This is a genomic window from Kocuria sabuli (genome assembly GCF_040981185.1).
In the GTDB taxonomy this organism is placed as follows: domain Bacteria; phylum Actinomycetota; class Actinomycetes; order Actinomycetales; family Micrococcaceae; genus Kocuria; species Kocuria sabuli.
The window spans coordinates 108,268-133,551 of record NZ_JAVHZE010000006.1; the positions used below are offsets into that span (position 1 = coordinate 108,268).

Sequence of the window (25,284 nt, forward strand, 5' to 3'; positions counted from 1 at the left end):
GGGTGGAACGGAGGGTCTCAGACCTCTTCGACCGAGCTGGGCTCGGAGTGAGAGAGATCGATGCCCAGTTCCTCGGCCGCCCGGAAGACCTCGTCATCCGAGTCGCGCATCTCGATGGTGTTGCCGTCCGCCGAGAGCACCTCGACGTTCAGGCACAGCGACTGCATCTCCTTGATGAGGACCTTGAAGGACTCGGGAACACCCGGCTCGGGGATGTTCTCGCCCTTGACGATGGCCTCGTAGACCTTCACACGCCCGTGGACGTCGTCGGACTTGACCGTCAGCAGCTCCTGCAGCGTGTAGGCGGCGCCGTAGGCCTCGAGCGCCCAGACCTCCATCTCGCCGAAGCGCTGGCCGCCGAACTGCGCCTTACCGCCGAGCGGCTGCTGGGTGATCATGGAGTACGGGCCGGTAGAGCGCGCGTGGATCTTGTCGTCCACCAGGTGGTGCAGCTTCAGGATGTACTGGTAGCCCACCGAGACCGGGTCCGGGAACGGCTCGCCGGAACGGCCGTCGAACAGCCGCGCCTTGCCGGACCGGTCGATCAGGCGGACGCCATCGCGGGTCGGGTTGGTGGAGTCGAGCAGCTCGAAGATCTCGTCCTCGCTCGCGCCGTCGAACACCGGGGTCGCCACGTTCGTGGGGCCCGACTGCTTCGGGAAGTTCGGCAGCCGGTCCAGCCACTCCGGGTCGCCCTCGATGTTCCAGCCCTGCTTCGCCAGCCAGCCGGTGTGCACCTCGAGGACCTGCCCCAGGTTCATGCGGCCGGGCACGCCCAGCGGGTTGAGGATGATGTCCACCGGGGTGCCGTCCTCCAGGAACGGCATGTCCTCCAGCGGCAGGATCTTCGAGATGACGCCCTTGTTGCCGTGCCGGCCGGCGAGCTTGTCGCCGTCCGTGATCTTGCGCTTCTGCGCCACGTACACCCGGACCACCTGGTTGACGCCCGCGGGCAGGTCGTCGTCCTCGTCGTCGCGGTCGAACACCCGCACGCCGATGACGGTGCCGGACTCGCCGTGGGGCACCTTCAGGGACGTGTCGCGGACCTCGCGGGACTTCTCGCCGAAGATCGCGCGCAGCAGCCGCTCCTCCGGGGTCAGCTCCGTCTCGCCCTTGGGCGTGACCTTGCCGACCAGGATGTCGCCGGCCTGGACCTCCGCGCCGATGTGGATGATGCCGCGCTCGTCGAGGGCGGACAGCACCTCCTCGGACACGTTGGGGATGTCCCGCGTGATCTCCTCGGCGCCCAGCTTGGTGTCGCGGGCGTCGATCTCGTGCTCCTCGATGTGGATCGAGGTAAGCACGTCCTCCGAGACCATGCGCTGGGAGAGGATGATGGCGTCCTCGTAGTTGAGGCCCTCCCAGGACATGTAGGCCACGAGCAGGTTCTTGCCCAGGGCGAGCTCGCCCTGGTCCGTCGAGGGGCCGTCGGCGATGACCGAGCGCTCCTCGACGCGCTCGCCCTCGGAGACGATCACGCGCTGGTTGTAGGTGTTGCCCGGGTTCGAGCGGGTGAACTTGTTGATCGGGTAGACCGTGGTCGTCCCGTCGTCGTTGAGCACGCGCACGAGGTTCGCCGAGACCTCCTCGACCACGCCGGCCTTGCGCGCCAGCACGGAGTCGCCGGCGTCCTGGGCCGCGTAGCGCTCCATGCCGGTGCCCACGAGCGGGGCCTCGGACTCGAGCAGCGGCACGGCCTGGCGCTGCATGTTGGCGCCCATCAGCGCACGGTTGGCGTCGTCGTGCTCGAGGTACGGGATGAGGGCGGTCGCCACGGACACCATCTGGCGCGGGGACACGTCCATGAACTGCACGGCGGTCGGGTCGACCAGCACGGCCTCGCCGGAGCCGTCGGCGGCACGCGCGAGCACGGCGTCCTCGGCGAACCGGCTGTCCGTGGTCAGCGGGGCGTTGGCCTGCGCGATCGTGACGCCGCGCTCGTCGTCGGCGGTGAGGTACTCGACGTCGTCGGTCACCACGCCGTCCACGACCTTGCGGTACGGGGTCTCGATGAAGCCGAACGGGTTGATCCGCCCGTAGGTCGCCAGCGAGCCGATGAGACCGATGTTCGAGCCCTCAGGGGTCTCGATCGGGCACATGCGGCCGTAGTGCGACGGGTGGACGTCACGGACCTCCATGCCGGCGCGGTCGCGGGAGAGACCGCCGGGGCCGAGCGCGGACAGGCGCCGCTTGTGGGTCAGACCCGCCAGCGGGTTGTTCTGGTCCATGAACTGCGACAGCTGCGAGGTGCCGAAGAACTCCTTGATCGCCGCCACGACGGGACGGATGTTGATCAGGGTCTGCGGGGTGATCGCCTCGACGTCCTGGGTGGTCATGCGCTCGCGCACCACGCGCTCCATGCGCGAGAGGCCCGTGCGGATCTGGTTCTCGATCAGCTCGCCGACCGCGCGGATGCGGCGGTTGCCGAAGTGGTCGATGTCGTCGACGTCCACGACGACCTCGCGGGGCTCACCGTTGCGCACACCCTTCATGGTGCTGCCGCCGGCGTGCAGGGTCACGAGGTAGCGGATCATCGCGACGATGTCGTCGACCGAGAGCACCGAGGCGTCCTCGTCCTCGAACGCCTTGTCCAGGCCCAGCTTCCGGTTGATCTTGTAGCGACCCACCTTGGCCAGGTCGTAGCGCTTGGAGTTGAAGTACATGTTGTCCAGCAGCGACTGCGCGGCGTCGACCGTGGGCGGCTCCCCCGGGCGCAGCTTGCGGTAGATGTCCAGCAGCGCGTCCTCGCGGGAGTCCACGGTGTCCTTCTCGAGAGTCGCCCGGATCGAGTCGAACTCGCCGAACTCCTCGAGGATGTGGGACTCGGTCCAGCCCAGCGCCTTGAGCAGCACGGTCACGGACTGCTTGCGCTTGCGGTCGAGGCGCACGCCCACCTGGTCGCGCTTGTCGATCTCGAGCTCGAACCAGGCACCGCGCGAGGGGATGATCTTCGCGGAGTAGATGTCCTTGTCCGAGGTGCGGTCCTGACCGCGCTCGAAGTAGGCGCCCGGGGAGCGGACGAGCTGGGACACCACGACACGCTCGGTGCCGTTGATGACGAACGTGCCCTTCTCCGTCATCAGCGGGAAGTCGCCCATGAACACGGTCTGCTGCTTGATCTCGCCCGTGTTGTTGTTCATGAACTCGGCCTTGACGTACAGGGGCGCCGAGTAGGTGGCGTCCCGGTCCTTGCACTCGTCCATGGTGTACTTCGGGTCGTAGAACTCCGGCTCCGAGAAGGACAGGGACATGGTGCCCTGGAAGTCCTCGATCGGGGAGATCTCCTCGAAGATGTCGGAGAGCCCGGAGGTGCGGGCGATGCCCTGCTCCCCGGTCTCGATGGCCTGCTGGACACGGGCCTGCCAGCGCTCGTTGCCGACGAGACGGTCGAAGCTGTCCGTCTGGAGGGCCAGCAGGTTCGGCACGTCCAGTGGTTCATGGATCTTGGCGAAGGAGATGCGGCGCGGGATGTTCCCGTCGGCCGGTCGGTTAGCGGTTACGTTCGAATCGGTGCTCGAGGCGACCAAGATGGATTCCTTCCACAGACCTGCAGTTGAATCGCGCAGTTCCCGATCGGGTCTACGGGTGCGAGGGCCAGCATGCTGACCTGCTGGGTTCGCTTCCCCGGGGGCGCCCACCGCTATATGAAGGCACGCAGAATGAGGGACAACGCAAATATCCAGCATAGGCGCGAAAGACGAGTCTGTCCACACGGCCGGTGGACGCGAGCGCCCACCGGCCGTAGGATGAGGAATTTCGTGTGCTCCGTCTCAGCCGCCTCTCAGCCGCGGCGGTAGAAGGGCAGCTCGACGACCTCGACCGGGGCGCGGCGGCCCCGCACGTCGGCCTCGAGCGGGACCCCCGGCTCCAGCGCGTCCGGCCGCAGCAGGGCCATCGCCACCGGGTGGCCGAGGGTCGGCGACGGGACGCCGCTGGTGACCTCGCCGACCGTCTCCTCCCCAGCGAGCACCGTGTTGCCGGCGCGCACCGGGCGGCGGGTCAGGCCCTTGAGCCCCACGAGCACCCGGGCCGGCGGCTCGGCCGCCTGCGCCTCGAGGGCGGCGCGCCCCACGAAGTCGTCCTTGCTCCGCAGCGCCGCCTCCACGAGCCGGCCCAGCCCGGCCTCGAACGGCGTGGTCTCCGGGCCGAGCTCGTGGCCGTACAGCGGCATCCCCGCCTCCAGGCGCAGGGAGTCCCGGGCGGCGAGCCCGGAGGGGACGACCCCGTGCTCCTCCCCGGCCGCGAGCAGCGCGTCCCAGACGGTGCGCGCGTGCGCGGGGGCCGTGTAGAGCTCGAAGCCGTCCTCTCCCGTGTACCCGGTGCGCGCCACGAGCGCCGGCACCCCGGCGACCTCGGTGGGCACGCACGCGTAGTAGCGCAGCCCGCGCACGGCGTCCGGGTCGGTGACGCCGGCGGCGAGCAGCGTGTCCTGCGCGGCGGGACCCTGGACCGCCACGAGGGCGGTCGCCTCCGTACGGTCCTCGACCGCGGCGCCGGAGCCGTCCGCGCGCTCCTGCAGGGCGCGCAGGACGACCTCCCCGTTGGCCGCGTTGGGCACCACGAGGAAGCGGTCCTCCGCGAGGCGGTAGGTGATGAGGTCGTCGAGCACACGGCCGGCCTCGTCGACGAGGAGGGAGTACTTCGCCCGACCGGGGGCCAGCGCGCTCATCCGGGAGACGAGCGCCGCGTCGAGGAACGCGGCCGCCGCGGGGCCCTCGACCGCGATCTCCCCCATGTGGGAGAGGTCGAAGACCCCCGCGGCGCGGCGCACCGCGTGGTGCTCGGCGACGTCGTTGGCGTACTTGAGGGGCATCTGCCAGCCGCCGAAGTCGGTGAACACGGCACCGGCCTCCCGGTGGGCGGCCTCGAGCGGGGTCGTCCGGGGGCTCATCGGGCCGCCTCCGCGTCCTGGGTCGCGCCCGCGGCGGCGAACGCCTCGATCGGCGGGCAGCTGCAGACCAGGTTGCGGTCGCCGGCGGCGTTCTCGACCCGGCCCACGGGCACCCAGTACTTCGCCAGGCGCAGCTCGGGCAGCGGGTAGGCGGCCTGGGAGCGCGGGTAGGGGCGGTCCCACCCGTCGGCCGTGAGCACCTCCGCGGTGTGCGGGGCGCGGCGCAGGACGGAGTCCTCGAGCGGGACCTCCCCGTCGGCCACCGCCTGCATCTCGGCGTGGATCGCCCGCATCGCGGCGACGAAGCGGTCGAGCTCGGCGAGGTTCTCGGACTCCGTGGGCTCGACCATGAGTGTCCCGGCCACGGGGAACGCGAGCGTGGGGGCGTGGAAGCCGTAGTCGACCAGCCGCTTGCACACGTCCTCGGCGGTGACCCCGGACGCCTTGGTGAGGGGGCGCAGGTCGAGGATGCACTCGTGGGCCACGAGGCCGCCGGGACCGGTGTAGAGCGTCGGGAAGACGTCCGCGAGCCGGGCGGAGACGTAGTTCGCGTTGAGGATCGCGGTGCGCGAGGACGCGGTGAGCCCCTCCGCCCCGGTCATGGCGATGTACATCCAGGAGATCGGGAGCACCCCGGCCGAGCCGTAGCGGGACTGGGAGACCGGGAAGGACTCGGCCGCCGCGTCCACGGCGCCGGGGTCCCCGGGCAGGAACGGCACGAGGTGCTCCGCGACCGCCACGGGCCCGACGCCGGGCCCGCCGCCGCCGTGCGGGATGCAGAAGGTCTTGTGCAGGTTCAGGTGGGAGACGTCCCCGCCGAAGCGCCCGGGCCGGGCGAGGCCCATGAGGGCGTTGAGATTGGCGCCGTCCACGTAGACCTGGCCCCCGGCGTCGTGCACCGCCGCGCACACCGCGGTGACCTGCTCCTCGAACACGCCGTGCGTGGAGGGGTAGGTGATCATGATGCCCGCGAGCTCGTCCCCCACCGCGTCGATCTTCGCGGCGAGGTCGTCCAGGTCCACGGAGCCGTCCTCGGCGGTGGCCACGACCACGACCTTCAGGTCCGCGAGCACCGCGGACGCCGCGTTGGTGCCGTGGGCCGAGGACGGGATGAGGATGGTCCTGCGCCGGTCGTCCCCGCGGGAGAGGTGGTAGCGGTGGATCGCCAGCAGGCCGGCGAGCTCCCCCTGGGACCCGGCGTTGGGCTGGACGGACACGGCGGCGTAGCCGGTGATCTCCGTGAGCCAGGACTCGAGCTGGGCGATGAGCTCCCGGTAGCCGGCGGTCTGGTCCTCGGGCGCCAGCGGGTGGATCGAGGCGAACTCGGGCCAGCTGATGGGCTCCATCTCGGCGGCCGCGTTGAGCTTCATGGTGCACGAGCCCAGCGGGATCATGGTCCGGTCCAGGGCCAGGTCCTTGTCCGCGAGGGAGCGCAGCCAGCGCATCATCGCGGTCTCGGAGCGGTGCAGGGTGAACACCGGGTGGGCGAGGTAGGAGTCGGTGCGCAGCAGCGCGCCCGGCAGGTCCCAGCCGGGCCCGGCGGCCCCGTCCCCGGGGGCGTGCGCCCCGAAGGCGGCGAGCACCGCGTCGACGTCGCCCTCGTCGTGGGGCTCCCCGACCGAGACGGAGACGTGGTCGGCGTCGGCCCGGCGCACGTTGATCCCGCGCTCCGCGGCGGCGGCCACGACGGCGTCCGCGCGGCCCGGCACCTCGGCCAGGACGGTGTCGAAGAACCGGTCGTGCACCACGGGCACGCCGGCGGCGCTGAGCCCGGCGGCCAGCCGCGCGGCGAGTCCGTGCACGCGCTCGGCGATGGCGCGCAGCCCGTCCGCGCCGTGGTAGGCGGCGTAGGCGCCGGCGACGATGGCCAGCAGCGCCTGGGCGGTGCAGATGTTGGAGGTGGCCTTCTCGCGGCGGATGTGCTGCTCGCGGGTCTGCAGCGCCAGGCGGTAGGCGGGCCGGCCCGAGGAGTCCACCGAGACGCCGACCAGGCGGCCCGGCAGGTTGCGCTCCAGGCCCTTGCGGCAGGCCATGAAGGCGGCGTGGGGGCCGCCGAAGAACAGGGGCACCCCGAAGCGCTGGGCGGAGCCCACGGCGATGTCCGCGCCCTGCTCCCCCGGGGAGCGCAGGAGGGTGAGGGCCAGCAGGTCGGTGGCGACGGCCACGAGGGCGCCCTGCGCGTGGGCCTGCTCGGTGCGCTCGGCCAGGACGGCGACGTCGCCGTCGACGCCCACCTGGGTCAGGACCACGCCGAAGAACTCGCCCTCGGGCAGGCCCTCGGCGAGGTCCGCGACGACCAGCTCGACGCCCACCGCCTGGCAGCGCCCGCGCAGCACGGCCAGGGTCTGCGGCAGGGTCCGGGAGTCCACCACGACGCGGCGGCTCGTGGCCTTGCGGTTGGCGCGCCGCATCATGAGCACGGCCTCGGCCACGGCGGTGGCCTCGTCCAGCAGGGAGGCGTTCGCGACGTCCAGGCCCGTGAGGTCCATCACGGCGTTCTGGAAGGTCAGCAGGGCCTCGAGCCGGCCCTGGGAGATCTCCGGCTGGTACGGGGTGTAGGAGGTGTACCAGGAGGGGTTCTCGAGGATGTTGCGGCGCAGGGCGGGCGGGGTGACCGTCTCGGCGTAGCCCTGCCCGATCATCTGTGTCATCACCCGGTTCTTCGCGGCGATCCGGCGCAGGGCCGCGAGGGCCTCGTGCTCGGTCATCGGGGCGGGCAGCCGCAGGGGCTCGTCCGAGTCGATGGTGGTGGGGACGGCGCGGGAGACGAGCTCCTCGAGGTCGGTCGCGCCGACGGTCTCGAGCATGATGGCGGTCTCGGCGGCGTCCGGCCCGAGGTGGCGTGGAAGGAAGGACAAGGTCAGCTCCTCGTGTTCGAGGCCCGGTGGGGCCCGTCCGACCTCCCCGCTCTGTTGCCTGACCTGAGAGTTTTCACCGGCCCCGGGCGGGGACCGGCCTGCACCGTCGGTGGCCCCCGCCCGGGGCCGGTGGCCGCGGACGGGAGGACCTCTTCAGAGTGGCCTGATCGCAGCGGTACGGGTGCCTGAGAGATTCCCGGGGAGGATTTGCTCCTTCGGCGCCGCCCGCCGTCCGGGGGCGGACGGCGTCGGACTCTCCCGCTGCGCGTGGGCGGCCGATGTGTTGTGCACCCAGTGTCCCACACGCCGCCCGGCACGGCACGAGGCCCCGGACGGCGTGCGTCCGGGGCCTCGTGGGAGCGTTCGCGAAGAACGGGTCCTGGGGGACCTTACTTGAGGGTGACGGTGGCGCCGGCGCCCTCGAGGGCCTCCTTGGCCTTGTCCGCGGCCTCCTTGTTGGCGCCCTCGAGGACGGCCTTGGGGGCCGAGTCCACGAGGTCCTTGGCCTCCTTGAGGCCGAGGGAGGTCAGCGCGCGGACCTCCTTGATGACCTGGATCTTCTTCTCGCCGGCGGCCTCGAGGACGACGTCGAACTCGGTCTGCTCCTCGGCCTCCTCGGCGGCGGCGGCGGGGGCGGCGGCACCGGCCACGGCCACGGGGGCGGCGGCGGTGACGTCGAAGGTCTCCTCGAACGCCTTGACGAACTCGGAGAGCTCGATGAGGGAGAGCTCCTTGAACGCGTCGATCAGTTCGTCGGTGGTGAGCTTGGCCATGGTTGTGGCTCCTTTTCGATGTGGTGCCCCGACCGGGTTCATCGGCGCGGGACGGTCTGGTTCCGTGGTGAGAATGTGCCTCGCGGCGGGTGCTGCCTAGGCGTCCTGCTCCTCGACCTTGGCGCGCAGCGCCTCGGCCGTGCGGACGGTCTTGGACAGCGGGGCCTGGAACAGCGCGGCGGCCTGGGACAGCGACGCCTGGGCCGCGCCGGCGACCTTGGCCAGCAGGACCTCACGGGACTCGAGGTCCGCCAGCTGCTTGATCTCGGCCTCGCTGAGCGCCTTGCCCTCGAGGTAACCGCTCTTGACGACGAGCTGCGGGTTCGCCTTGGCGAAGTCACGCAGGCTCTTGGCGGCCTCGACGGGGTCACCCGAGATGAAGGCGATCGCGCTCGGGCCGGCGAGCTGGCCGTCGAACGCGTCGATGCCCATCTCCTTGGCCGCGATCGCGGTCAGCGTGTTCTTCACCACGGCGTATTCGGCGTTCTCACCGAGCGAGCGGCGCAGCTCCTTGAGCTGGGCCACGGTGAGGCCGCGGTACTCAGTCAGAACAGCAGCGCCCGAGTTGGAGAACAGCTCCTTCAACTCGGCGACCGCGGCTGCCTTTTCCGGGTTCGCCATGGTACTCCTTCCGGTCTTCGATGCCGGGCGCTGCCGGAAGGTCCCGGGCACAGAAAAAGCCCCGCGCAGATGCCCGGGGCTCCGTGACACTTCCCGTGCTCCACGGGCGTGCTCACTGTGCTGGTTCACCTGCGCTGGCCGTTCCTGGCGGAACTCTTACGGCTGCTCCCCGGTTCCGCACGCTCCTGAACGGAGCAGGCGGGGCAGGGGAGAACACGACCGGCGGTCTTTGGTCCTCCCAGAGTACCCGAGGCCCCCGCCCCGGCCAAATCGGTCCCGCCCGCGCCGTTCAGGCCGCCGGGAACTCGCGGGACCACACGCCGCTGCGCCCTGCGACCCGGAAGCCCAGGCGGCTGTTGACCCGGCTCATCCGGTCGTCGCCGCTGTGGCTCCACGAGTACACGGTGCGCACGCTCGGGGCCAGCCGCTCGAGCTGCTGCAGGTTGGCCAGCTTCAGGCGGGTGGCGATCCACCGGCGGCGGTGCTCGCGCAGCACCACGGTCTCGTCCTGCATCCCGATCGGCGACTCGTCCCCCGTCAGGACGATCTCGGTCATCCCGACGAGGCGGCCGGTGCGCTCGTGCTCGGCGACGGCGACCAGCGAGAGGTTGCCCGTCTCGGCGCGCAGCTGCTCGGTCCGGCGCACGCGCTCGGCGTCCCAGGGCTCGGACTCGGCGGCGACCGGCGGCAGGAACGAGTCGGCGGCCATGCGCGAGTGCAGCGCGGCGAACTCGTCGAGCCGGTCCTCGGGGGCGGGCCCGCTCCAGACGTGGATCCGGTACGGCTCCGGCGCCGGCGAGGCCGCCACCTCGCGCAGCAGGGCCTCCGTCCGGGCGGGCGGCAGGGGGACCTCCAGGACGCCGAAGTCGCTGACGGACTCGAGCCGGTACCCGGCGCTGAGGGCGAATCGCGTCTGCCGGTTGGAGACGGGCAGACGGCCGGAGCCGTCCGCGGCGTCGACCCACTCGACCATGCCGGGGGTGATCACCGGGAAGACCCCGGTGACGCTGCCGTCGCCCTGGATCTCCTCGGGGCCGGGGTGCTCCGTCTGGATCCGCAGGTGCCGGCGGGACTCCCCCACGGCGAGCTGCTCGGCCGCGCTCAGCAGCTCGCTGCCCGTGCCCTGGGAGGTGACCTCGGGGTCCACGTCCACCGTGATGTGCGCGGACCCGGTGAGGGCGACCAGCGGCATCCGGACCTCGGCCCGGCCCGCGAGCCGGCCGTCCACCCACGCCAGGAGGATGACGACCCGCTCGAAGGGGTCCAGCAGGTCCCGGTACAGCTCCTGGGCGTCGCCGGTGAGGTCGGAGATCCCCCAGACGTGCTGCCGGGACCGGCGCACGAGCTCGGCCACCCGGCCCAGCAGCTCCTGGGCGGCGTCGTCGAACTCGTCGGGGATGCGCATCTGCTCGATCCGCACTGGGGGGTGCTCGATCACGGGGACTCCCTTCCGGAGGGCGGCGGTGCCCCCGGGTTCGCGTGGGGTGGAACGGCGAGGGGCCCGGCCGCAGCGGCCGGGCCCCCACCCGTGGGGGCCCCGTCCAGGGCCCCGGTGTCCGGCGTCAGGCGCCGACGACGACCTCGGTGGCGTTCGGGTCGACCGGGATGCCCGGGCCGAACGTGGTCGAGACGGTCGCCTTGGTGATGTAGCGGCCCTTCGAGGCGGAGGGCTTCAGGCGCAGGATCTCCTCGAGCGCGGCGCCGTAGTTCTCGGCCAGCTTCTCGACCTCGAAGGACGTCTTGCCCACGATGAAGTGCAGGTTCGAGTGCTTGTCGACGCGGAAGTCGATCTTGCCGCCCTTGATGTCGTTGACGGCCTTGGTCACGTCCATGGTGACGGTGCCCGTCTTCGGGTTCGGCATCAGGTTGCGGGGACCGAGCACCTTGCCCAGGCGCCCGACCTTGCCCATCATGTCCGGGGTCGCCACGGCGGCGTCGAAGTCGGTCCAGCCGCCCTGGATGCGGGCGATCAGGTCGTCGGAGCCGACGTAGTCCGCGCCGGCCTCCTCGGCCGCGGCGGCCTTGTCGCCGGTCGCGAAGACGACGACGCGGGCGGTCTTCCCGGTGCCGTTCGGCAGGTTCACCGTGCCGCGGACCATCTGGTCGGCCTTGCGGGGATCCACGCCGAGACGGAGGACGACCTCCACGGTGGAGTCGGTCTTGGCGGTGTCGATCTCCTTGGCCAGGGCGACGGCCTCGGCCGGGCTGTAGAGCGCGCCCTCGTCGATCTTGGCCGCTGCCGCCTTGTATGCCTTGCTGCGCTGTGCCATCTGCTTCTTCTCCTTGTGCAGTTGTGGTCTGCGGACCGCGCTCGGCCCTGCCACGTCAATAACGGTGGGTGGTGTCAGCCGAGGCTGATCACTCGACCTCGATGCCCATCGAGCGGGCGGTGCCGGCGATGATCTTCGCGGCGGCGTCGATGTCGTTGGCGTTGAGGTCTTCCTTCTTGGTCTCGGCGATCTCCCGGACCTGGTCCATGGTGAGCTTGCCGACCTTCTGGGTGTGCGGGACACCGGAGCCCTTGGCGACGCCGGCGGCCTTCTTGATCAGCTGCGCGGCGGGCGGGGTCTTCGTGACGAAGGTGAACGAGCGGTCCTCGTACACCGTGATCTCCACGGGGACGATGTTGCCGCGCTGGGACTCCGTGGCCGCGTTGTAGGCCTTGCAGAATTCCATGATGTTGACGCCGTGCTGACCGAGGGCCGGACCCACGGGGGGCGCCGGGTTGGCGGCACCTGCCTGGATCTGCAGCTTGATCAGGCCGGAGACCTTCTTCTTCTTGGGAGCCATGTGCTGGTCCTTCTTCTGCTGGACGTACCGGCGCACAGGAGCGTACGGCGGCGGGTGGCCGCCGTGGCGCGGCGGCCGGTCGGCCCCGGCGGCGAAGCATGCGCCGCTGGGCCGGGAACGGTGGGCGGGCGGTCTCGCCCGCGGGATCAGATCTTGGAGACCTGGTTGAAGCCGAGGGTGACGGGGGTCTCGCGCTCGAAGATCGACACGAGGACGACGAGCTGCTGGGACTCCACCTTGATCTCGGAGATCGTGGCGGGGAGGGTCTCGAACGGGCCCTCCTTGACGATGACGGACTCCCCGACCTCGAAGTCGACGTCGATCTGCGGCTGCGCGCTCGGCTGGGCGGCGGACTCGCCGCCCGCGCCCTGCGGGGCCTCGAAGACCGGGTTCAGCATCTCGAAGACCTCGTCGAGGCGCAGGGGGACGGGGTTGTAGGCGTCCTGGCCCACGAAGCCGGTCACGCCGGGGGTGTGCCGCACGGCGCCCCAGGAGGCGTCGGTGAGGTCCATGCGCACCAGCACGTAGCCGGGGATCCGCACGCGGCGCACGACCTTGCGCTGGGCGTTCTTGATCTCGACGACCTCTTCCATGGGGACCTCGATCTGGAAGATGTCCTCCTCCATGTTGAGGGACTGGATGCGGGTCTCGAGGTTCGTCTTCACGCGGTTCTCGTAGCCGGCGTAGGTGTGGATGACGTACCAGTCACCCTCCTGGCGGCGCAGCTTCGACTTGAACTCCTCGACGGGGTCCACGGCGGGGGTCTCGTCCTCCACGACAGCCGCCTCCTCGGCGACCGGAGCCTCGTCCTCCACGGCGGGAGTCCCGTCCTCCGTGACAGCCGCCTCCTCGGCGACCGGTGCGGCGGCCTCGTCCGGCTCGTGGGCGGCGGCGAAGTCGTCCTCCTGCACGGAGGTCTCGGACTCCGGCAGCGCCGGGGCCTGCTGGTCGACCTCGGCCGGTGCCTCGGTGCCGTTTTCGAGCTCGTGCTCGGTCACTGGATCTCCCTGTTCTTTCGTGGATGTCGTGCTCTGCTGGGCCACGGTCGCCGTTCCCGGTCCGTGCGCCGCCCGGATCATCCGGCGGCGGCGTCGCCCTGCCCGAAGATCCACAGGGCGGCCTGCCCGAACGCGAGGTCGAGGACCGAGATGAGCACCATCATGAACGCGACGAACACGAGGACGACCAGCACGTAGTTGACCAGTTCGCGCCGTGTGGGGGTGACGACCTTCCGGAGCTCCCCGACGACCTGGCGCAGGAAGAGGAACAGGCGCCCGAAGATGCCGCGAGGACCCTCGGCCCCCTGTCCCGGGGGCTGGCCCGACGCCCTGCCGGCGGTGGTCTGCGACATCGGCTCTCCCTGTGTGGACTCGTTCGTGCCGTGCGGTGCTGACGGCCCGCCGTCGCCGTGCGGGGCCCGGCACCTCCGTGCGGAGGTGCCGGGCCCGCTCCGGACTGGAGCAGGGCAGACAGGACTCGAACCTGCAACCTGCGGTTTTGGAGACCGCTGCGCTACCAATTGCGCCACTGCCCTTCACGCCTCGCGGTCTCGGACGGCGTGCGGACGCCGGCCTCGATCGCTCGGACCCGGTCACCGACTCTACCACCCGGCACCCGCCGGAACGGTGCACTCGGGCAGGCGTCGATGACACCAGTCGTCCATCCTAGGCGACCGGGGCGCGCCGGTGCAATCCGGACCGGCGGCACGGCCGGGCCGGGCGCCCCGGGCGGGCGGCGGCCCCGAGTAGCATGGGCCACGTCCGCACCGCTGTCGCCGCGCACGGCGGAGTTCGCCCGTCCCCCTTCCAGGAGGCCCCCGGTCATGACCGCATCCCGCATCTCCCGCCGCATCGGCGCCATCGCAGAGTCCGCGACGCTCGCGGTCGACGCCAAGGCGAAGGCGCTCAAGGCCGCCGGCCGCCCCGTGATCGGCTTCGGGGCCGGGGAGCCCGACTTCCCGACCCCGCAGTACATCGTGGACGCCGCCGCGGCCGCCCTGCAGGATCCGGCCAACTTCCGCTACACGCCCGCGGCGGGCCTGCCGGAGCTGCGGAAGGCGGTCGCCGAGCAGACCGCGCGGGACGACGGCTACACGGTGGAGCCCTCCCAGGTGCTCGTCACCAACGGCGGCAAGCAGGCGGTCTTCCAGGCCTTCGCCACGGTCGTGGACGAGGGGGACGACGTCCTGCTGCCCGCCCCGTACTGGACCACCTACCCCGAGGCCATCAAGCTCGCCGGCGGCAATCCCGTCGAGGTCTTCGCGGGCCCCGAGCTCGGCTACAAGGTCACCCCCGAGCTGCTCGAGGAGGCGTGCACGGAGCGCACCAAGGCGCTGCTGTTCTGCTCGCCGTCGAACCCCACCGGCGCGGTGTACTCCCCCGAGGAGACCGCGGCGGTGGGCCGCTGGGCGGCCGGGAAGGGCATCTTCGTGCTCACCGACGAGATCTACCAGCACCTGACCTACGACGGCGTCCCGTTCACCTCGATCGCCGCCGCCGCACCCGAGCTCGGCGACCGCGTGGTCGTCCTCAACGGCGTGGCGAAGACCTACGCGATGACCGGCTGGCGCGTCGGCTGGATGATCGGCGCCCCGGACGTCATCAAGGCCGCCACCAACCTGCAGTCGCACCTGACCTCCAACGTCAACAACGTCGCCCAGCGCGCCGCGCTCGCCGCCGTCTCCGGCCCGCTCGACGAGGCCCACCGGATGCGCGAGGCCTTCGACCGCCGGCGCCGGGTCATGGTGGAGGCGCTCAACGCCATCGAGGGCGTCGAGTGCCCGGTGCCCACCGGCGCCTTCTACGCCTACGCCGACGTGCGCGGCCTGCTCGGCAGGAGCTTCGGCGACGCGACGCCGCAGACCTCCGCCGAGCTGGCCGAGCTGGTCCTGGAACGGGCCGAGGTGGCCGTGGTGCCCGGCGAGGCGTTCGGCCCCTCCGGGTTCCTGCGGCTGTCCTACGCCCTCGGCGACGACGACCTCGCCGAGGGCCTGCGCCGGCTCCAGGAGTTCCTCGGGAGCGCCGCGTGAGCGCCGCCGGCACGGCCGTGCGCGCGGTCGAGGCGGTGCCCGCCACCGTCCTCGTGACCAGCGGGCTGATCGGCGGGTACGCGACCGCCCGGGCCACCGGGAACCGCCCCCTGGGCGGGGCGGTGCTCGCGGCCGCCGGGGCCGCGGCCGCCCACCAGTGGTGGCGCCGCGGCGGCCCCGCGACCTCCGCGGCGCTGGGCGGGCTCTACGTCCTGGGCTTCGGGCTCTCCCACCCCCTCGCCAAGCGGATCGGGGCCTGGCCCTCGGTGCTGGCCGTGACCGCAGCGAACGCCGCCGCCAACGCGGTGCTCGTGGACCGCGCCCGCCGCTGAGCCGCGGCACGACGCCGCCCGCCCCCGGCCGGGGACGGGCGGCGTCGTCGTGCGCCCTCCCGGGGCCGCTCAGTCGCCGACGGCCTCCTGGCCGCGGCGCACCAGCAGGGGGTCGGGCGGGTAGACCACGGCCGGGTCCTTGTCCTCGTAGTCGAACTGGTCCAGGAAGAAGCGCATGGCGTTGAGCCGGGCGCGCTTCTTGTCGTTGGACTTCACGGTGATCCACGGGGCGTGGTCGGTGTCGGTGCGCAGGAACATCTCCTCCTTGGCCTCGGTGTAGTCCTCCCACCGGTCCAGGGAGGCGAGGTCCATCGGGGAGAGCTTCCAGCGGCGCACCGGGTCGATCTGGCGGATCGCGAAGCGGGTGCGCTGCTCGTGCTGGGTGACGGAGAACCAGAACTTGGTCAGGTGGATCCCCGACTCCACCAGCATCTTCTCGAACACCGGGGCCTGGACCATGAAGTCCTCGTACTCCGCGTCCGAGCAGAAGCCCATCACCCGCTCCACGTTGGCGCGGTTGTACCAGGAGCGGTCGAACATCACGATCTCCCCGGCCGTGGGCAGGTGCTGGATGTAGCGCTGGAAGTACCACTGGCCCCGTTCCCGGTCCGAGGGCTTCGTGAGCGCCACGACCCGGGCGGCCCGCGGGTTCAGGTGCTCGGTGAAGCGCTTGATCGTCCCGCCCTTGCCGGCCGCGTCCCGGCCCTCGAAGACCACCACGTGCTTGAGGTCGTGGTCCTGGCCCCAGTACTGGAACTTCAGCAGCTCGATCTGCAGCTGGTACTTCTCCAGCTCGTACTCCTCCCGGGACATCCGCTCCTGGTACGGGTATTCCTCCCGCCAGGTCTCCACCGCCGATCCCCCCGGATCGATGAGATCGGGGTCCGGCGACTGCCCGTCCCGCACCGTGTAGCCCTGGTCGACCAGCTTGTCGATGAACTCGCGCAGGTTCTCCCGGACCGGTTCCATGTCCTCGTTCAACGCCGACTCCCTTCCGGGCCCGTCAGGGCCCTTTCCCGCAGTCTAGGCCGCGGTCGCCGACCGCCGGGGCGCGCTCCCCGCCGGTGCCTGTCCCCCGGGGACCGACTCACTAGACTGGACGTGCCGGTGCACGTCCGGCCGACTCGCACGCCCGCCCACCCACCCGGAGGAGACTGCACGGATGAAGATCGGACTGCTGACCAGTGGCGGGGACTGCCCCGGCCTCAACGCGGTGATCCGCGGCGCGGTGCTGCACGGGATCAAGACCCACGACCACGAGTTCGTGGGCTTCCGCGACGGCTGGCGCGGGGTCGTGGAGGGCGACATCATGGACCTGCCGCGCACCCGGGTGCGCGGACTGGCCCGGGAGGGCGGCACGATCCTGGGGACCTCCCGCACCAACCCCTACGACGGGGCCGGGGGCGGGCCGGAGAAGATCTCCATCATGCTCGAACGCCACTCCATCGACGCGATCGTCGCCATCGGCGGGGAGGGCACCCTGGCCGGGGCGAAACGGCTGGCCGAGGCCGGTCTCCCGGTGATCGGCGTGCCCAAGACCATCGACAACGACCTGCAGGCCACCGACTACACCTTCGGCTTCGACACCGCCGTGCAGATCGCCACCGATGCCATGGACCGGCTGCGCACCACCGGGGAGTCCCACCACCGGGCGATGGTCGCCGAGGTCATGGGCCGGCACGTGGGCTGGATCGCCCTGCACTCCGGGATGTCGGCCGGGGCCCACGCGGTGCTGATCCCCGAGCAGTCCGTGTCCATGGAGCAGGTCTGCGCCTGGGTCACCGAGGTGCACGAACGCGGACGGTCCCCGCTGGTCGTCGTGGCCGAAGGCTTCATCCCCGAGGGCCACGAGGACGTCCTGGCGGGCAAGGGCACCGAGGCCTCCGGGCGGCCCCGGCTGGGCGGCGTCGGGGAGTACGTCACCGAGCAGATCGAGGCGGCCACCGGGATCGAGACCCGCAACACCATCCTGGGCCACATCCAGCGCGGCGGGGCCCCCACCGGCTTCGACCGGGTGCTGGCCACCCGCTTCGGGCTCGCCGCCGTGGACCTGGTCAGCGACAAGGGCTGGGGCCAGATGGTCGCCATCCGCGGCACCGACATGATCCGGGTCCCCTTCGACGAGGCGCTGGACGGGCTCAAGACCGTTCCCCAGCACCGCTGGGACGAGGCCCGCGTCCTCTTCGGCCGCTGACCCGACCGCACCCGGGGGGCGTGCTACGGGCGCGCCCCCCGGGGGCCGCGGAGGAAGCCGGACTGCCGCCCGACCACCTGTCCGGCGTCCGGCGGGACCACGACCTGCTGGCCGGCGGCCCAGCGCTGCTCGCCGTCCGTGACGACGAGCTGGGCCGCGGGATCGGCGGTGCGCTTGAGCACCGCCAGGGCGATGGGCCCCTGCTCGTGGTGCAGCTGCACCGAGGTGACGTGACCGACGGACCGCTCGCCCGCGAGGACGTCGGCCCCCGCCGGCGGCAGGGTGTGCTCGGAGCCGTCGAGGTCGAGCAGGACCAGCCGGCGGGGCGGGTGGCCGAGGTTGTGCACGCGGGCGACCGTCTCCTGGCCCTTGTAGCAGCCCTTCTCCAGGTGCACGGCGGTGCGCAGCAGGTCGAGCTCGTGCGGGATCGTCCGCTCGTCCGTCTCCGCGCCCCAGCGCGGGCGCCAGGCGGCGATCCGCAGCGCCTCGGCCGCCCAGGCGCCGGCCAGCGGCAGGCCGCTCGTCAGGGCGTCGAGCTCGTCGCGGGGCACCAGGTGCTCCCACCAGGTGCGCTCCTCCCCCGGGTGCGGGCCGTCGAGGGCGGCGTAGCTCCACCCGCCCGGGACGACCTCGGGCCAGGGGTCGCGCCAGACCAGGCGATCCTCGAGCCCCGGCACGGGTCCCGCGGCACCGAGCACGGCCCACTCGCCGGTGCGGTCGGCGATCTCGACGCGCAGCGCGAAGCGCATCGACCCGAGCCACGCCACCAGGGGCGCGGTCTCGCCGGCCTCGGTGATCAGCCACGTGGTGGTGCCGTCGTCCACGACGTGCGGGGCGGTCTCGATCCGCCCCTGCACGGACAGGAACAGGGTCTCGGCGCCGGCACCGGGGGTCAGCCCGGTGAGCACCTGCGAGGAGAGGGTGGTCAGCCAGCTGAGCCGGTCCGGCCCGGTGACGGTGACGACGCCCTTGTGGGAGAGGTCGACCACGGTGCCGGGGGTCCGCACGAGGGCGCGCTGCTCGCGCAGCGGATCGCCGTAGTGGGCGGCGACCCCGCGGTCCAGGCCGTCGGCCTCGACCGCGCCGGGACGGGCGAGCAGGGGCGAGCGGTGGTCTGTCATGGGGGTCAGCCGATCTTCTTGAGCTGGGCGGAGGCGTGCGTGGCGAGCGGCTCGCCGAACGCCGCCATGTCCCAGGCCCAGAACAGGTCGCCGTGGACGAGGCCGTACATCCGGGTCGAGGAGGTGTACTCCTTGGCGCCCCGGGCACGGACCACGGCGTCGGTGGCGAGGTCGATGCGGGGACCCTTGATCTGCCCGACGTAGAGCTCGGCGACACCACCGGGGTGGGTGAGGGTCACGAGGATGTCGAAGCCGCCGTCACCGTTGCGCAGCCGCTCGACGTCCTCGGCGCCCTTGACCACCGGGACGAGGTCCGGCGGGAGCATCCCGGGTCCGACGTCGCCGTCCTCCAGGGTGCGGTCGAGCTGCCAGAAGCCCTGTTCCACGGTGGCCGGGCGCATCGGCTGCCCCTCCTCGTCGAGGAGCGTGGTCTGTGCCCGGTACCCCAGGAACGGGAGACCGTTCTGCTCGAACGTCACGCGCTGCCGGAAGGGACGCTGCTCGACCTCGCCGTAGCCCATGAAGCCGTCGCCCTCCCAGGTGCCCAGCAACCAGGCGAACGGGACGAGCTCCGGAGTCAGATCCGAGGGGATCTCGATCGGCACGGAACTAGTGCTGGCCCTTGAACAGGCCCAGGATCACCTTGATGGAGATCCCGGCGATGAACAGGCCGGAGATGCCCAGCAGGACCAGGTAGAAGATCTCGAGTGCAAGCATGGTCCTTAAGCTACCACGGTGCTCACCAGCCGGGCCGTGAACACCGCCCCCACACCGAGGAACGCCACGGGGCTCACGCCGAGGGCCACGACACCCCGTTTCGGCGAGCGCTTCGGGGCCGCGGCGATGACGCGGGCGCCGACGACGCCCACGATCGCGGCCACCACCGCGCCGACCACCACCAGCTGCGCCGGGTCGGAACCGGTCGCCCGGTAGTCGCCCGCCAGGGCGATCCAGCCGGAGGAGCTGACCGTGGCCAGCACGCCCGCCGTGGAGGCGATCGCGGACTCGAGCCGGTGCTCGGCGCCCTCCCCCCGCACCAGCTCCGCGGCGAACACGGTCATCAGCGCCACGCCCACCACCGCGGGCAGCCACACGAGCTGCTGGCCCGGCAGCACGTGCACGAGCAGCGCGGCCACGACGCCGGCGGCGCTCATGATCACGTTGTGCCGGTGCCGGGCCGTGATGCCGGTGGCCGCGGGCCAGCCGAAGCCGATCACCACGGACATCCCCGCCGCCAGGAGCAGCGGCGCGGGACCGGCGACCACCACGGCGGCCAGGGCCGCCGCGAGGCTGAGCACACTGCACGCGGCGATCATGGCGTATCTCATGGGGATCGGGTTCCTGCACTGTCGAGGGTCGGGGCCGGCGCCCGGGGACCGGTGCGACCCGGGCGGACACGAGCAACGATAGCGGCTCGCCCCCGCGGCGGACGGGCCGCCCGACGCCCCGGGCCGGGGGCGGTCGCGCAGGTGGCGCCCGGTCCCGACTTATACTGACAGCTCAGTCCGTACGCCAGAGTGGAGAAGCACGAGTGTTCCAGATCCTGATGCTGACCGACGCGGACGGTCCCTCGGCATCGGTGCTGCCGGCCCTCGACCTGCTCAACCACAAGGTCACGGTCGCCCCGACCCGCACCGCCTCCGGCAGCCTCGAGGGCCGCGACCCCGACGTCGTGCTGCTCGACGGGCGCACCGATCTGATCACCGCGCGCAACCTCGCCCAGCTGCTCACCACGAAGGGGCTCGCGGCGCCGCTGCTGATGGTCCTCACCGAGGGCGGGATGGCCGCGGTGGCCGCCAACTGGATGGTCGACGACGTCGTCCTCGACACGGCCGGCCCCGCGGAGGTCGAGGCCCGCCTGCGCCTGACCTCGTCCCGCACCGCGGAGGTCGAGGAGGACGACACCCGGATCCGGGCGGGCTCGGTGGTCATCGACGAGGCCGCGTACTCCGCCCACGTCAACGGCGTGCCGCTGAACCTGACCTACAAGGAGTTCGAGCTGCTGAAGTTCCTGGCCCAGCACTCCGGCCGGGTCTTCACCCGCGCCCAGCTGCTGAGCGAGGTCTGGGGCTACGACTACTACGGCGGCACCCGCACCGTGGACGTGCACGTGCGGCGCCTGCGGGCCAAGCTGGGCGCCGACCACGAGCACCTGATCACCACGGTGCGTAACGTGGGCTACAGCTTCGCCACGAGCCGGGCCCGGGAGAACTGAGCACCGGCCCGTCCCGCCCCGCCGCACCGTCCCGCAGGAGGTCCTGATGCCCCAGTCCCTACCGTACGAGCTCGAGAGCCCGGCCGTGCCCCCGGTCGAGGAGATCGCAGCGCTGGCCTCCCGCGCCGAGGGCGCGGACGGCGACCCGCCGTTCTCCGACCAGACGCTCGTGGACCTGCGGAGCACCCCGGCCGGACGGGTCGGCACGGTCCTGGCGCGAGCCTCCGGCGGGGAGCTGGTCGGAGCGGCGGTGCGCGTGCACGAGCCCGACGACGACTCGCAGCTCGTGGAGCTCGTGGTGGACCCGGGACACCGCCGCCGCGGGATCGGCACGGCGCTGGCCGGGGCCCTGGCCGACGAGTCGGCCGGCGAGTCGGCCGGCACGGTCCGGGCGTGGGCCCACGGCGGCCACCCCGGCGCCGCGGTCCTGGCCGCCCGGCACGGGCTCGTGCCCGTGCGGGACCTGCACCGCCTGCTCCGCCCGCTGGGGGAGGCACCGGACCTGCCCCTGCCCGAGGAGATGCCCGCCGGCTTCCGGCTGCGGGCCTTCGAGCCCGGCCGCGACGAGGACGAGTGGCTGCGCGTCAACGCCGCCGCGTTCGCCGACCACCCCGAGCAGGGCCGGATGACCCTCGAGGACCTCCGGCAGCGCGAGGCCGAGCCCTGGTTCGACCCCGCGGGCTTCCTGCTCGCGGTCCGGGCCGAGGACCCGGCCACCGTGGCCGGCTTCCACTGGACCAAGGTCCACTCCGGCGACGACGGGGAGGCCGCGCTGGGCGAGGTCTACGCCGTGGGCGTCTCCCCCGAGCACCAGGGCACCGGCCTGGGCCGGGCGCTGACCGCCGCGGGGGTCAACCACCTGGCCCGCCGGGGTCTGGCCGAGGTCATGCTCTACGTGGACGGGGACAACCGGGCGGCCCTGCGGCTCTACGAGCGGCTGGGCTTCCGCCCCTGGCACCTCGACGTGATGTACGCCCGGACCGCCTCCGCCTGATCCGACCCTTCCCGGACGGGCCCCGCGCCCGTCCGGCTCCTCCCGGTCGGACCCCGCGCCCGACCCACTTGCACCCCGGTCCGGCCCCGCACCGGACCCCACGAGACAGGACCGCCATGACCACCCACCAGCAGGACGCCCCGCACCCGGCCGCGGACCCGACGGAGACCTCGTGGGCGGCCCCGTCCGCCGACGGTGCCGCCGGGCCGGACGACGCCGCCCGGGGCCACGGGGACCGCGACCGGATCGACGACCCCGAGCCCGCCGCCCGGCAGGTGCTCGAGGGCAGCCACGGGCCCGAGCGCTTCCTGGACCGGGAGGCGAGCTGGATCGCCTTCAACGCCCGGGTGCTGGAGCTGGCCGAGGACCCCGACCTCTTCCTCCTGGAACGGGTGCACTTCCTGTCCATCGTGGCCTCCAACCTGGACGAGTTCTTCATGGTCCGGGTGGCGGGGCTCAAGCGGCGGATCGCCACCGGCATCGCCCGGCCCGCCGCCTCGGGACACTCCCCCGCGGAGCAGATGGCGACCATCACCGCGCGCGCCCACGAGCTGCAGGAGCGCCACGCGCGGGCCTTCCACGAGCTCGTGCGCCCGGAGCTGGCCCGGGAGGACATCCACCTGGTCGGCTGGGAGGACCTCGACGGCTCCACGCGGGAGCGGCTCACCCGGGACTTCCACCGGAAGGTCTTCCCGATCCTCACGCCGCTCGCCGTGGACCCGGCCCACCCGTTCCCCTACATCTCCGGGCTCAGCCTCAACCTGGCCGTGATGGTCCGCAACCCGCAGTCGGGCAAGCGGCTGTTCGCCCGCGTCAAGGTCCCGGATCAGCTGCCCCGGCTGCTGCCGGTGGACGGACCCCGCGCGCCCCGCGTGCCCAACGGGCAGGCCCGGTTCATCCCCCTCGAGGACGTCATCGCCCAGCACCTGGACGACCTGTTCCCCGGGATGGAGGTCGAGGAGCACCAGGTGTTCCGGGTGACCCGCAACGAGGACCTGGAGGTCGAGGAGGACGACGCCGAGAACCTCCTGCAGGCCCTGGAGAAGGAACTGCTGCGCCGGCGCTTCGGCCCGGCCGTGCGCCTGGAGGTGACCGACAGCATCAGCGCCGAGGTGCTCGAGCTGCTGGTCTCCGAGCTGGGCATCGACGAGACCGAGATCTACCGCCTGCCCGCTCCCCTGGACCTGCGCGGGCTGGGGGTCATCGCCGGCATCGACCGCCCGGAGCTGCACTACTCCCGCCACGTGGCCCACACCTCCCGCTACCTCAACGCCGCGGAGACCGCGAAGGCCGCCGACGTCTTCGCCGCGACCCGCGCCCGGGACGTGCTGCTGCACCACCCCTACGACTCCTTCGCGACCAGCGTGCAGGCCTTCCTGGAGCAGGCCGCCGCGGACCCGAAGGTCCAGGCCATCAAGCAGACCCTGTACCGCACCTCCGGGGACTCCCCCATCGTGGACGCGCTCATCGACGCCGCGGAGGCCGGCAAGCAGGTGCTGGCGCTGGTGGAGATCAAGGCCCGCTTCGACGAGCAGGCCAACATCTCCTGGGCCCGCAAGCTCGAGCAGGCCGGGGTGCACGTGGTCTACGGCATCGTGGGGCTGAAGACGCACTGCAAGCTCTCCCTCGTGGTGCGCCAGGAGGACCAGGGGCTGCGCCGCTACGTGCACATCGGCACCGGCAACTACCACCCCTCCACCGCGCGCTTCTACGAGGACCTGGGCCTGCTCACCTGCGACCCCGAGGTCGGGGAGGACGTCTCCAGGCTGTTCAACCAGCTCTCCGGCTACGCCCCGAAGACCACCTTCCAGCGCCTGCTCGTGGCGCCCCGGTCGGTGCGCTCCGGTCTGATCGAGCTGGTCGAGGCCGAGATCCGCAACCACCGGGCCGGGCGCCAGGCCCGGATCCAGGTCAAGTGCAACTCGATGGTGGACGAGGCGGTCATCGACGCCCTCTACCGGGCGTCGCAGGCCGGGGTGCCCGTGGACGTGGTGGTGCGCGGGATCTGCGCGCTGCGTCCGGGGGTGCCGGGGCTGAGCGAGAACATCCGGGTCCGCTCGGTGCTGGGCCGGTTCCTGGAGCACTCCCGGGTCTTCGCGTTCTGCAACGACGGGGCCCCGCTGGTCTACATCGGCTCGGCGGACATGATGCACCGCAACCTGGACCGCCGGGTGGAGACCCTCGTGCGGATCATGGACCCCCAGCAGGCCGAGGCGCTCGTGCGGCTGCTCGCCCGCTACGTCTCGGACGCGACCAGCAGCTGGCACCTCGGCGCGGACGGGGTGTGGACCCGCCACCACCGGGACGGCGAGGGGCGCCCGCTCGTGGACGTCCAGGACCACCTGCTGCGCAGCCGGACCCTGGGCCGGCCCACCATCTGAGCACCGGTAGCATCGTGGGGGTGGCACCCGCCGGTCCCGGACCCGGGCCGGCCCGTGCACCACGGACAGGGGACGAGAGAGGGACCATGCCCAGAATGGCCGAGAAGACGGCTGCGAGGACCGCCTCGAAGAGCACCGAGAGGACCGCGCGCTCCGCCGACGTGCTCGCGGCCGGGTGCCTGTGCTGGCGCCGGGCCGGCAGCGGTGTGGAGGTCCTGCTCATCCACCGGCCGCGCTACGACGACTGGTCCTTCCCGAAGGGCAAGCAGGACCCCGGCGAGACGCTGCCCGAGACCGCGCACCGGGAGGTGGGCGAGGAGATCGGCCTGCTCCCGCGACTGGGCGTCCCCCTCCCGACGATCCGCTACGACGTCAAGGACGGCGTCAAGGACGTGCACTACTGGGCGGCGGAGTTCGGCCCCGGCGCCCGGCCCGAGCCCGACGGCCGCGAGGTCGACGAGGTCCGCTGGGTGGACCCCTGCGAGGCCCACGGGATGCTCAGCAATCCCTCCGACCGCGAGCCCCTGGCCGCGCTCGTGGACCTGCACGAGCGCGGGGACCTCGCCACCCGCCCGGCGATCGTCGTGCGCCACGCCAAGGCCAAGCCCCGCTCGGCCTGGTCCCGGGCGGAGGGCGACCGCCCGCTGGCCGCGACGGGCAAGCGGCAGGCGCTCGCCGTGACCCGCCTGCTCCGGGCCTGGTCCCCCGAACGGATCGTCACCTCCCCGTGGCTGCGGTGCCTGTCCACCGTGGTGCCGTACGCCCGCAAGGCCGGTGTGACCGTGCGGGAGCGCCCCCAGCTCACCGAGGCCTCCCACAAGCGCCACCCCAGGAAGGCCGCGGCCGTGGTGCAGGCCCTGTTCGACAAGGACGTCCCGGCCGCCCTGTGCACCCACCGCCCGGTGCTGCCGACCGTGCTCGGGGTCCTCTCCCGGCACATGGCCCCCGAGCTCGCCGAGCAGCTCCCGGCCAGGGACCCCTACCTGTCCCCGGGCGAGATGATCGTGCTCCAGATCTCCCGCCGGCACCGCCGGCGGGTGGTCTCGGTGGAGCTCGTGAAGCCCTTCGACGACTGACCCCTCCGTC

Annotated in this window: 21 protein-coding genes, 1 tRNA gene and 1 riboswitch; of the genes, 7 read left to right on the forward strand and 15 right to left on the reverse strand. The window is 72.3% G+C overall.

Annotated features, from left to right (window positions below; genetic code table 11):
- Positions 1-17: 17 nt before the first annotated feature.
- The 11 genes from rpoB to RE027_RS08390 all read right to left on the reverse strand — a co-directional run bounded on the left by rpoB (position 18) and on the right by RE027_RS08390 (position 13,467).
- A complete protein-coding gene (rpoB, locus tag RE027_RS08340; protein WP_368807784.1) occupies positions 18-3,527 on the reverse strand; it encodes a DNA-directed RNA polymerase subunit beta in 3,510 nt (1,169 codons plus the stop codon).
- Positions 3,528-3,781: 254 nt separating this feature from the next.
- The gene (gene gcvT / locus RE027_RS08345) at positions 3,782-4,891 is read right to left on the reverse strand and encodes a glycine cleavage system aminomethyltransferase GcvT (RefSeq protein WP_368807785.1); all 1,110 of its coding nucleotides are present in this window, start codon (positions 4,889-4,891) and stop codon (positions 3,782-3,784) included.
- Positions 4,888-7,749 carry an aminomethyl-transferring glycine dehydrogenase gene (gene gcvP, locus RE027_RS08350; protein ID WP_368807786.1) on the reverse strand — a complete coding sequence of 954 codons (2,862 nt, stop codon included), beginning with the start codon at positions 7,747-7,749 and terminating at the stop codon, positions 4,888-4,890. The genes gcvT and gcvP overlap by 4 nt, the downstream gene beginning before the upstream one ends.
- Before the next feature lie 163 nt (positions 7,750-7,912).
- Positions 7,913-8,020, reverse strand: a riboswitch (glycine riboswitch).
- A gap of 118 nt (positions 8,021-8,138) precedes the next feature.
- Entirely contained in the window at positions 8,139-8,522 is a 384-nt protein-coding gene (gene rplL, locus RE027_RS08355) for a 50S ribosomal protein L7/L12 (protein ID WP_368807787.1), read from the reverse strand.
- A 96-nt stretch (positions 8,523-8,618) separates the two neighbouring features.
- The gene (rplJ, locus tag RE027_RS08360) at positions 8,619-9,143 is read right to left on the reverse strand and encodes a 50S ribosomal protein L10 (protein ID WP_368807788.1); all 525 of its coding nucleotides are present in this window, start codon (positions 9,141-9,143) and stop codon (positions 8,619-8,621) included.
- A 289-nt stretch (positions 9,144-9,432) separates the two neighbouring features.
- The gene (locus tag RE027_RS08365) at positions 9,433-10,581 is read right to left on the reverse strand and encodes a GNAT family N-acetyltransferase (RefSeq protein WP_368807789.1); all 1,149 of its coding nucleotides are present in this window, start codon (positions 10,579-10,581) and stop codon (positions 9,433-9,435) included.
- Positions 10,582-10,705: 124 nt separating this feature from the next.
- Positions 10,706-11,413 (reverse strand): 50S ribosomal protein L1, encoded by a 708-nt coding sequence (rplA, locus tag RE027_RS08370; RefSeq protein WP_368807790.1) that lies wholly within the window; start codon positions 11,411-11,413, stop codon positions 10,706-10,708.
- Between the two features lie 88 nt (positions 11,414-11,501).
- The gene (gene rplK / locus RE027_RS08375; RefSeq protein WP_047803898.1) at positions 11,502-11,933 is read right to left on the reverse strand and encodes a 50S ribosomal protein L11; all 432 of its coding nucleotides are present in this window, start codon (positions 11,931-11,933) and stop codon (positions 11,502-11,504) included.
- Between the two features lie 146 nt (positions 11,934-12,079).
- The gene (gene nusG / locus RE027_RS08380; protein ID WP_368807791.1) at positions 12,080-12,931 is read right to left on the reverse strand and encodes a transcription termination/antitermination protein NusG; all 852 of its coding nucleotides are present in this window, start codon (positions 12,929-12,931) and stop codon (positions 12,080-12,082) included.
- A gap of 77 nt (positions 12,932-13,008) precedes the next feature.
- Complete coding sequence (secE, locus tag RE027_RS08385; RefSeq protein ID WP_368807792.1) at positions 13,009-13,284, reverse strand: preprotein translocase subunit SecE; 276 nt, start codon at positions 13,282-13,284, stop codon at positions 13,009-13,011.
- Positions 13,285-13,394: 110 nt separating this feature from the next.
- Positions 13,395-13,467, reverse strand: a tRNA-Trp gene (locus RE027_RS08390).
- 288 nt (positions 13,468-13,755) lie between these two features.
- Between RE027_RS08390 and RE027_RS08395 the strand changes: the two genes are divergently transcribed.
- Together RE027_RS08395 and RE027_RS08400 are read left to right on the forward strand one after the other, a co-directional pair.
- The gene (locus RE027_RS08395; RefSeq protein ID WP_368807794.1) at positions 13,756-14,961 is read left to right on the forward strand and encodes a pyridoxal phosphate-dependent aminotransferase; all 1,206 of its coding nucleotides are present in this window, start codon (positions 13,756-13,758) and stop codon (positions 14,959-14,961) included.
- A complete protein-coding gene (locus RE027_RS08400) occupies positions 14,958-15,293 on the forward strand; it encodes a hypothetical protein (RefSeq protein WP_368807795.1) in 336 nt (111 codons plus the stop codon). The genes RE027_RS08395 and RE027_RS08400 overlap by 4 nt, the downstream gene beginning before the upstream one ends.
- Positions 15,294-15,362: 69 nt before the next feature.
- Here RE027_RS08400 and ppk2 read toward each other — a convergent pair whose 3' ends face one another.
- On the reverse strand, positions 15,363-16,262 hold the full coding sequence (gene ppk2, locus RE027_RS08405) for a polyphosphate kinase 2 (protein WP_368807861.1): 900 nt from the start codon (positions 16,260-16,262) through the stop codon (positions 15,363-15,365).
- A 193-nt stretch (positions 16,263-16,455) separates the two neighbouring features.
- On the opposite strand from ppk2, the gene RE027_RS08410 reads away from it, so the two are divergent.
- A complete protein-coding gene (locus RE027_RS08410) occupies positions 16,456-17,487 on the forward strand; it encodes a 6-phosphofructokinase (protein ID WP_368807796.1) in 1,032 nt (343 codons plus the stop codon).
- A gap of 23 nt (positions 17,488-17,510) precedes the next feature.
- Here the strand turns inward: RE027_RS08410 and ygfZ are convergent, their stop codons facing one another.
- From ygfZ to RE027_RS08425, 3 genes are all read right to left on the reverse strand, one after another.
- On the reverse strand, positions 17,511-18,608 hold the full coding sequence (ygfZ, locus tag RE027_RS08415) for a CAF17-like 4Fe-4S cluster assembly/insertion protein YgfZ (protein WP_368807797.1): 1,098 nt from the start codon (positions 18,606-18,608) through the stop codon (positions 17,511-17,513).
- Positions 18,609-18,613: 5 nt separating this feature from the next.
- Positions 18,614-19,213: a heme-binding beta-barrel domain-containing protein gene (locus tag RE027_RS08420; protein ID WP_368807798.1), complete on the reverse strand. Its 600-nt coding sequence runs from the start codon at positions 19,211-19,213 to the stop codon at positions 18,614-18,616.
- 117 nt (positions 19,214-19,330) lie between these two features.
- A complete protein-coding gene (locus RE027_RS08425; protein WP_368807799.1) occupies positions 19,331-19,936 on the reverse strand; it encodes a hypothetical protein in 606 nt (201 codons plus the stop codon).
- A gap of 203 nt (positions 19,937-20,139) precedes the next feature.
- Between RE027_RS08425 and RE027_RS08430 the strand changes: the two genes are divergently transcribed.
- From RE027_RS08430 to RE027_RS08445, 4 genes are all read left to right on the forward strand, one after another.
- Positions 20,140-20,823: a response regulator transcription factor gene (locus RE027_RS08430; protein ID WP_368807800.1), complete on the forward strand. Its 684-nt coding sequence runs from the start codon at positions 20,140-20,142 to the stop codon at positions 20,821-20,823.
- A gap of 46 nt (positions 20,824-20,869) precedes the next feature.
- On the forward strand, positions 20,870-21,817 hold the full coding sequence (gene mshD, locus RE027_RS08435; protein ID WP_368807801.1) for a mycothiol synthase: 948 nt from the start codon (positions 20,870-20,872) through the stop codon (positions 21,815-21,817).
- A 116-nt stretch (positions 21,818-21,933) separates the two neighbouring features.
- Positions 21,934-24,198, forward strand: a complete 2,265-nt coding sequence (locus tag RE027_RS08440; RefSeq protein ID WP_368807802.1) for an RNA degradosome polyphosphate kinase — start codon at positions 21,934-21,936, stop codon at positions 24,196-24,198.
- Positions 24,199-24,293: 95 nt separating this feature from the next.
- The gene (locus tag RE027_RS08445) at positions 24,294-25,274 is read left to right on the forward strand and encodes an NUDIX hydrolase (protein ID WP_368807803.1); all 981 of its coding nucleotides are present in this window, start codon (positions 24,294-24,296) and stop codon (positions 25,272-25,274) included.
- Positions 25,275-25,284 lie beyond the last annotated feature (10 nt).